This window comes from Paraburkholderia sp., from assembly GCF_035656215.1.
GTDB lineage: Bacteria > Pseudomonadota > Gammaproteobacteria > Burkholderiales > Burkholderiaceae > Paraburkholderia.
Map to the genome: position 1 here is coordinate 1 of NZ_DASRSY010000463.1, position 8,336 is coordinate 8,336.

Annotated in this window: 9 protein-coding genes; 8 read left to right on the forward strand and 1 reads right to left on the reverse strand. The window is 61.0% G+C overall.

Annotated features, from left to right (window positions below; translation table 11 throughout):
* From VFE81_RS27110 to VFE81_RS27135, 6 genes are all read left to right on the forward strand, one after another.
* Positions 1–372 (forward strand): transketolase-like TK C-terminal-containing protein (locus VFE81_RS27110; protein WP_414695668.1); only part of this gene is annotated, 372 nt, incomplete at its 5' end.
* A 34-nt stretch (positions 373–406) separates the two neighbouring features.
* Positions 407–1,756, forward strand: a complete 1,350-nt coding sequence (locus tag VFE81_RS27115) for a dihydrolipoyllysine-residue acetyltransferase (RefSeq protein WP_325047530.1) — start codon at positions 407–409, stop codon at positions 1,754–1,756.
* Positions 1,757–1,806: 50 nt separating this feature from the next.
* A complete protein-coding gene (locus tag VFE81_RS27120; protein ID WP_325047531.1) occupies positions 1,807–2,397 on the forward strand; it encodes a VOC family protein in 591 nt (196 codons plus the stop codon).
* 16 nt (positions 2,398–2,413) lie between these two features.
* Positions 2,414–3,277, forward strand: coding sequence for a fumarylacetoacetate hydrolase family protein (locus tag VFE81_RS27125; RefSeq protein ID WP_325047532.1), 864 nt, complete (start codon positions 2,414–2,416; stop codon positions 3,275–3,277).
* Between the two features lie 26 nt (positions 3,278–3,303).
* Positions 3,304–3,681: a nuclear transport factor 2 family protein gene (locus tag VFE81_RS27130; protein WP_325047533.1), complete on the forward strand. Its 378-nt coding sequence runs from the start codon at positions 3,304–3,306 to the stop codon at positions 3,679–3,681.
* A gap of 59 nt (positions 3,682–3,740) precedes the next feature.
* A complete protein-coding gene (locus VFE81_RS27135) occupies positions 3,741–4,706 on the forward strand; it encodes a VOC family protein (RefSeq protein ID WP_325047534.1) in 966 nt (321 codons plus the stop codon).
* Positions 4,707–4,890: 184 nt separating this feature from the next.
* Here the strand turns inward: VFE81_RS27135 and VFE81_RS27140 are convergent, their stop codons facing one another.
* Positions 4,891–5,913 carry an amidohydrolase family protein gene (locus VFE81_RS27140; protein ID WP_325047535.1) on the reverse strand — a complete coding sequence of 341 codons (1,023 nt, stop codon included), beginning with the start codon at positions 5,911–5,913 and terminating at the stop codon, positions 4,891–4,893.
* A gap of 112 nt (positions 5,914–6,025) precedes the next feature.
* Here VFE81_RS27140 and VFE81_RS27145 point away from each other — a divergent pair, with 112 nt between their 5' ends.
* Both VFE81_RS27145 and VFE81_RS27150 read left to right on the forward strand, forming a co-directional pair.
* Positions 6,026–7,270 carry an acyl-CoA dehydrogenase family protein gene (locus VFE81_RS27145; RefSeq protein WP_325047536.1) on the forward strand — a complete coding sequence of 415 codons (1,245 nt, stop codon included), beginning with the start codon at positions 6,026–6,028 and terminating at the stop codon, positions 7,268–7,270.
* Between the two features lie 13 nt (positions 7,271–7,283).
* On the forward strand, positions 7,284–8,210 hold the full coding sequence (locus VFE81_RS27150; RefSeq protein ID WP_325047537.1) for a VOC family protein: 927 nt from the start codon (positions 7,284–7,286) through the stop codon (positions 8,208–8,210).
* Positions 8,211–8,336 lie beyond the last annotated feature (126 nt).

The following is an 8,336-nucleotide window of genomic DNA, read 5'->3' on the forward strand; positions in this document are numbered from 1 at the left end:
AGCGTCACGAGCTTCTCGGAACTGGCACGCGATGCACGCGGCGTCGAACGCGATGCGATGTTTGGTGCGAGCAACGACACGCAAAGCCACGTCGCGCGTTGTCTCGCGGGTGACGCACCGGTGGTGGCCGCAAGCGATTACGTCCGCGCCTATCCGCAACTGATCGCGTCGTATGTGAAGGCGCCCTATATCGCGCTGGGCACCGACGGTTTTGGACGCAGCGATACGCGCCCGGCGTTGCGACGCTTCTTTGAAGTGGACCGGTACCACATCGCGCTGGCGGCACTCTCTTCGATCGATCGTGCGAAACACGCGCAGGCGCTCAGGCGCTACGACATCGAGATTGGGCCGGACGCGCCGTGGAACCGCTAGTTCACTGAACCGCCGCACTATAAAAGGATCGGACATGCAGCAGTTAAGGGTCCCTGACATTGGGGACTACAAGAATATCCCTGTGATCGAGGTGCTGATCCAGGCGGGCGACATCGTCGATGTGGAACAGTCGCTGATCACGCTCGAATCGGACAAGGCCACGATGGATGTGCCGAGCACGTCGGCGGGCACCATTCGGGAGGTGCTGCTCAAGCCGGGCGACATGGTCTCAATGGGTAGTGTGATCGCGCATATTGAGTTTGCTGGTGCGATCACGGATGCAGCAGCGGCGCCTGCGGAAGAGACGCGTGCGAGCGAAGCCGCCTCGATCAAGGTCGCGCCCCCGTCTGATGCCGAGCTTCAGATGTCTGCGCCAGAGGCGTGCGCGGCAGCAGTTACGCCGGCCAGCGCGCCATCGAACGCGCCCGTCGCGCGCACTAAGGTCGCTTCGCTTCATGCGCCAGCGCGGCCCATTGACGTCGCCGCCGGTCCCTCCGTGCGCAAACTGGCACGCGAACTTGGTGTTGCGCTCGCAGACGTGAAGCCAGCTGGCCGCAATGGACGTGTACTGCGCGAGGACGTACTCGCACACGTCAAGACCGTCCTGGCCACGCCGTCTCCCGCCAACGCGCCAGCGGCAAGCAGCGGTGGCCTGGACCTTCTGCCCTGGCCTGAAATTGACTTCAGCAAATTCGGGCCGATCGAGCGCACGCCACTGTCTCGCATCAAACGCATTTCCGGCGCCAACCTGCATCGCAACTGGGTGCGCATTCCGCACGTTACCAATTTCGATGAGGCGGATATTACGGAAATCGAAGCATTGCGCGTCGAACTCAATCATGAGGCGCGGGAAGGTACGGCCAGGGTCACGCTGCTGGCTTTCCTGATCAAGGCCTGCGTGAGCGCACTGCAACGCTTTCCGCAGTTCAACGTGAGCCTCGACGGCCAGGACGTGGTGCAGAAGCACTACTTCCACATGGGTTTTGCCGCCGACACGCCCAACGGCCTGGTCGTGCCGGTGATCCGGGATGCGGATCGCAAGGGCGTTGCGGCGATTGCCGCCGAAATGGCAGAGCTCGCCCAGGCCGCGCGCGCCGGCAAGCTCACTCCCGCGCAGATGCAGGGCGGCTCCATGTCGATTTCGTCGCTCGGTCGGATTGGCGGCACGCATTTCACGCCGATCATCAACGCACCGGAAGTGGCGATTCTTGGCGTGGGTAAGGCCGGCATAAAACCGGTCTGGAACGGCTCGGCATTTGAGCCGCGCCTGATATTGCCGCTGTCGCTGTCGTGGGACCACCGCGCGGTTGACGGCGCAGAGGCTGGCCGGTTTCTGGCCTGCCTGGCCTCACTGATGGCCGACTTCCGCCGCGTGCTGCTCTGACGCGGCCTCCCTGGATTGACTTGAATCCACCAGAAGAACGGAGACATAGCATGAGTACAACCCAAGTATCCCAATCGGCACGGCCACAGGTGTCAAGCACGGCAGAGCGTGTCGTGCCGTTCAAGATGGCCCATCTGGTCTACCGTTGCCGCCACCGCGACGAAACCGTCGCCTGGTATCTGCAACTGTTCCAGGCGCATGTCGTGTTCAAGGACGACGTGCTGACTTTCATTACCTACGACGAGGAACACCATCGCTTCGCATTCTTCAACATGCCCGACGTCCCGCCAAAGGGCGAGGACATCGCGGGTGTGCATCACGTCGCATATAGCTTCCGCACAATTGGCGAACTGCTGCAGACGTATGTGCGCGCCAAGGCTGCGGGCATCCTGCCGTACTGGTGTATCAATCACGGCCCGACCACATCGCTCTATTTCCGTGACCCCGAGGGCAATGACGTCGAATTCCAGTCGGATAACGGCGACGATCCCGGCGCGTACTTCCATTCGGAGGACTTCGCGAAGAATCCGATCGGCGTCGAATTCGATCCCGACGAGCTCGTCCTGATGTGGGAGGCGGGCGCGAGCGATGCCGAGTTAAGCAAGGTCGGCACGGCCGCGACCGGCAAATCCACTTTCTAATATACGGAGCGTCTGGATGAAACTCGTTACCTATTCACTGGCGGGCGGTCTTCCTGCCCTTGGCGTTGTCGTCGATACCGGGATCATTCAGATTTCGAAACACGTCGCTGACGCGCCCGCCGATATGATCGGTCTTATCTCTGCGTGGCCCGCATTCGGGGAGCGCCTGCAACATCTGGCGACGACTACACGCGCCGATATTTCGCTCGACGAAGTCACATTACTTGCTCCGGTTCCCCGGCCGCCCAAAATGCTGGGCATCGGTCTCAATTACGCAGACCATCTCGCCGAGTCCGGCATGGAAAAACCCGCCGACCAACTGTGGTTCGCGAAGATGTCGACATCGGCCGCGGGCCCGTTTGCATCGATCGATCTTCCGCGTGTGTCGGAACAGCTCGACTACGAAGCCGAACTCGCATTCGTGATCGGCGCGCGCTGCCGGCATGTGTCGCGCGAGCGTGCCCACGAGGTGATCTTCGGCTACTGCGCGGCCAACGACGTGAGCGTCCGCGACTGGCAGGTGCGCACCTCGCAGTTCACACTCGGCAAATCGTTCGATACGCATGCGCCGTTTGGCCCATGGATCGTCACGTCCGACGGGATCGCCGACCCGCACGCACTGGGCATCCGTTGTTTCGTCAACGGCGAGAAGCGACAGGATTCGAACACGCGTGAACTCATCTTCAACTGTTTCGAGCAGGTCGAACATCTCTCGAAGGTGATGACGCTCGAACCGGGTGACGTGATTTTCTCAGGCACACCGGGCGGTGTCGGCGTTGCCTGTAAGCCGCCGCGTTGGCTACGTGCGGGCGATCGCGTCAAAGTTGAAATCGATGGGATCGGCGCGATCGAAAACGTGGTGCGCGCCGAGGCTGCCTGAATATGAGAACCGCAGCGGAGATAAGAATGACCGAAGGATTAGTCCAGCAGGAAATCATCCGGCTGGAGCAGGCACGCTGCCGTGCGCTTGTCGAAGCCGATATCGATTCGCTACAGAAGATCGTATCCGACGACGTGGTGCATGTGCATGCGAACGGCAAGGCGGACAACAAGGCGGCCTATCTGGCGATGGTTGAAAAGCAGATCCGCTTTCTGACGGCCAGCCGCGAAAAACTCGACGTCAGGGTTTACGGCGATCTCGCCGTCGCGACCGGACGTCTGGACCAAGCGATCGAAATGAAGGAGTCGGCACAACGCATTGACATGCATGTGATGACTACTCAGGTCTGGGCCCATCGTGAGGGCGGATGGCAACAGGTTAGCTTTCAGGCCACAAATCTGTGATTGCCAACGGGCGGAGTTCCATCCGCCGATTCGCCGGGCGTTGCTTATAGGAGATGACAGTGGCAGTTTCAGATACGAGGTCGGACGATTCAGCCGGCACGGTCACAGACCTTGCCGTCCATTCTATTCATGAGTTCGTGTTCAGCGTCCCAGACCTAAGGGAAGCTGAGCGCTTCTACGTGGAATTTGGTCTTGATGTACGTCAGGAGGATGGCGGGCTCGGTCTATACACATTTGGAAATCCGCATCGTTGGGGGCGAGTGCTTGTGGGCAATCGCAAGCAATTGAGATGGATTTCGCTTGGTATCTTTGATAAAGATTTCGAAGCCTTCGAAAAACGGTTGCGAGCACATGACGTGAAGCATATTGCTGCGCCAGCGGGTGCCGACGCAGACGGAATCTGGTTCGAGGGACCGGATGGTCTTGCGATGCGACTGGTTGTGGCGGAGAAGTGTTCGCCTAGCCGTAAGTCGACGCGGATCTATCCACCCGCATTGTCCAAATACGGCAGGGCGCCTTGCCGAAGTCAGGTGACTGCAGTTCGTCCGACCCATCTTTCTCATGTTCTGCTCTTCACCCTGGATGTCGATGCAGCCCGGCGGTTCTACGCAGACACACTAGGGCTACGACTTTCGGATCATTCGGGTTCGATCATCGCGTTTATGCACAGTCCGCACGGAAGCGATCATCATCTGATTGCATTCGCCAAATCCGACGGCGTAGGACTGCACCACACGAGTTGGGACGTGCCGTCTATAGACGATGTGGCGCTCGGCAGCGAGCAGATGGCCAGATCCGGGTATGGCGACGGCTGGGGTTTGGGACGACACGTGTTGGGCTCGAATTACTTCCGGTATGTCCGTGATCCTTGGGGTAGCTACGCGGAATACTCGTTTGATATCGATTTCATCCCAGCGGGTACGCAGTGGGATGCGGCGGATCATCCCCCAGAAGACTCGCTGTATGTATGGGGACCGGACGTACCCAAAGACTTTGTTGTCAATCACGAAACCCAGCTAGCGTAGCGCACACCGTGTCGTATCTCTGATTGCGACCGACGAATCACCTAATGCAATTGAATTGCATGTGGCTTGTTGTGACGCGGCGTCTTGCGCGACTGCGCGCAAGCGCCATGGCTACGCCGGGGGTGGCGCTTCTTTCCTTAGGAGGCGCACTTAACCTTTTGAATCCGTTCAGATCGGGAGGCGCTCATGGCAGGCCAAGCCACCTGGCGGCATTCTTCCATCGCAACGCCTCCCGTACGGCGTCGCTCAGTCCCAGGGAGGTCACACGCGCTGCTGGATCGGCGTCCATGATCGCAAACGGGTAGTCGGTGCCGATCATCAGGCGATCCTCACCAACCGTCTCAATCAGCGCGCGAATCGCCGTAGCGCTGTAGAGAAGGTCGTCGTAGTAAAGCGCCCGTGCGGCATCGATCGGCGCAACGGGGATGGCTTCGCGCAACGCACGCTGGCATTCCCACGCGTACTGCATGCGCGGTAGCAAGGTCTGGATCGCTCCGCCGCCGTGGCTGAGTGCAATGCGCAAGCGTGGAAACCTGCTTAGCAGACCGCCTGTGATGATCGACGCTGCAGCCAGGCCGATCTCCCCGGGGAATGCGACGATTTGCTCCAGTGAGGCCGGTCCCACCAGGCGGTCCATGCCGGCGGGGCGCAGTGGATGGATGAAGATCGCTGCGCCACGCGCCTCGGCTGCCTCGAAGAATGGCCAGAAACGTGGATCGCCAATCGGCACGCCGCCCACATTGCTGCCCACCTCGATGCCGGACAGTCCCAGCGTGCCGACGGCGAACTCCAGTTCCCGGATCGCGCAGTCCATGTTCTGCAGGGGCGCGGCGCCGAGAGCGCTAAAGCGGTCGGGTTCGCGCGCCACCATGTTCGCCAGCGTTTCGTTCAGGTAGCGCGACAGCATTGCGCCGTCCTCCGCATCAAGCCAGTACGAAAGCAGTTCCGGCATAGGCGAGAGCACCTGCCGTGCAATGCCCAGCCGATCCATATCCTGGCGACGAACGTCACTGTCCCAAGCCTGATTCGATACCGTTCGATACACGCTGCCCGAGATGACCACGTGTCGGTGGCAAGGTTGAGCATCGCGCATTGAGGGCCAGGGCGCGTCCGGGCGGCTGCCCACGTAGGCGGGGAAATCGTGCGGGACAACATGGGTATGAATGTCGATGCAGCCGCAGCGAAGCGGCTGGAGGCGGGTGTTCATTCGGGTAACTCCTGATCCGGTGAGCGGTTTTAAAGGTTGCAAAACCAACTATTATCGGTTTTAATTCGATCATGGATTGGTTGCTTTTGCAATAGTTTTGGAGGCTACAGACATGACATCCCCCTCTAGCGTCCTCGAGCGTCCGGCCACACCGCCGAGCGCCTCCCTTGCGGATAGCGGCCAATTTGCCCGCTTGTTCAATGCGGCAGTAGAACTGCGTGCAGTGGTCGGGCAACGGGCGCGTCAGACCGAACAGGATCGCCGCGTCTCGGTTGAGGTTACGCAGTTGCTGAAAGAAGCTGGCCTTTACCGGGTTGTGCAACCGCGTCGTTTTGGCGGTTACGAGTTAAGCCTGGAGGCATTGCGCCGCCTGTCTTTTGAAATCGGGCGCGGCTGCACGTCGACGGGGTGGTGCTACGGACTCAGCGCTGCGGCTTCGTGGGTGCTCGGCATGTTCCCGGAGGAAGCGCAGCACGACGTGTGGGGCAACGCACCCGACGCGCTGCTGGCTTCCTGCATCGCGCCGACGGGTAAGGCCGTGCCGGTTGATGGTGGCTACCGCTTCAAGGGTCGTTGGAGCTTCGGCAGCAATAGCGACAACGCGCAATGGCTGGCGCTGGGCGCGATGGTCGAGCAACCCGAAGGCGTTCCGCCGCGACCGATATTCCTGCTCGTGCCACAGGGCGACTACCGGATCGTCGACACGTGGCACACGGTCGGCCTCGCGGGCACCGGCAGCAAGGATATCGCGATCGAAACCGAGGTATTCGTTCCGGCGCATCGCACAGTGTCATTTCATGATGTGCTCGAACAGGAGGCCCCGGGAGCGGATTTTCACGATTCGGCGCTGTACCGTGTGCCATTTCTGAGCGGCTTTCCCCCGTTGCTCGCCAATCCTGCCGTGGCGGCTCTGCGCGGTGCGATCGATGAGTTCGTCGCAAGCATAGCCGCGCGTGCGACGCGCGGTGCGTTCGCAGGCGGCGGCGCGTCGCTTGCGCAGTTTGGCCATGTTCAGTCGGCCGTTACCCAGGCTGAAGCGGCGGTCGACGCCGCGCAGTTGATTTTGCAGCGCGATCTGCAACTGGCCACCGACCTGGTGGATGCCGGCATGAAGCTGAGCGTCGAACAACGCATCACGCTGCGACGCGGGCATGCGTATTCGGTTCGTCTTTGCGTCGAAGCAATCAATGCGCTCTACGACGTTGTGGGCGGCACCGGCATTCAGCTGGACAACGGGATCCAGCGCGCCTGGCGCGATATCAATGCGCTCGCGCACCACATCAGCGTCAACTGGCAGGCGGTGTCCACGATGTACGGGCAGATGCGCCTCGGCTTGCCGCCGCGCGGACAGTACTGAAGGAGAGCATACGATGGTCCGATACCGGAAGCTGGGGCGAGTCGAACTCAATGTGAGCCAGTTGGAACGCGCCCGCCGCTTTTACGAGGACGTGGTGGGGCTGCAATACGTCGATACAGGCAACGATGGCGGAGTGCGGCTGCGTTGCGATCAGGATCACCACAGCGTTGTCCTGTACGAGGCTCGCGAAGCGGGACTGCGCTGCGCCGGGTTCATGCTGGAGGACATGGCGCAGTTCGAGCCGCTGATCGAACGCCTCGCTCGCGCAGGTCTCTCCGTGCACGAAATCGATCCGGATACGTGCCGCTCACGTGCGCAACTCAGAGCCATACGTGTATTTGAACCGCTCGTCGGCGCGACCGTCGAGTTCTATGTTGCTTTGCACGATTCAGCGCGCCCGTTTCAGCCAACTGTCGCGCGCATCCAGCGGCTTGGGCATGTCGTGTTCAACACGCCCGACCCGGCGCGCGCCGTCGAATTCTGGCGAGATGTGCTGAATTTCCGCGAATCGGATTCAGTGGGCGAGTTCATCACGTTCATGCGCTGCTGGCCGAGTCCATGGCACCACGGCATTGGCATCGCGAAGTTCGAGCGTCACTGCCTGCATCACGTCAACTACATGGTGACGGAGATCGACGACATTGGCCGCGCGCTGACGCGCCTGAAGGGTGCCGATTCGGACGTGGTATTCGGACCGGGCCGGCATCCTGCGTCGGACAGCGTGTTTCTGTACTTCCTCGATCCGGACGGCTTGACGATGGAATACAGCTTCGGCATGGAGGCTTTCCCCGAAGCGTTTCCGCGTGCGCCGCGGCGTATCGAACCCTCGCCGACTTCGCTGGATTACTGGGGTTCCACACGCGATCCACGCTGTTTTACAGGTGCTGGCGCCAATGCGGCGCCCGAATTCAACGTAGAAGAAACCGGGGAAAAAGCATGAGCACGCCCTCTGCCGACAGCCGCGAGCTGCGCAATGCGCTAGGCCGCTTCGCCACCGGGGTCTGCGTCGTCACGACCCGCACGGCGGATGGACGCAAGGCCGCATTGACCGTCAATTCGTTTTGCT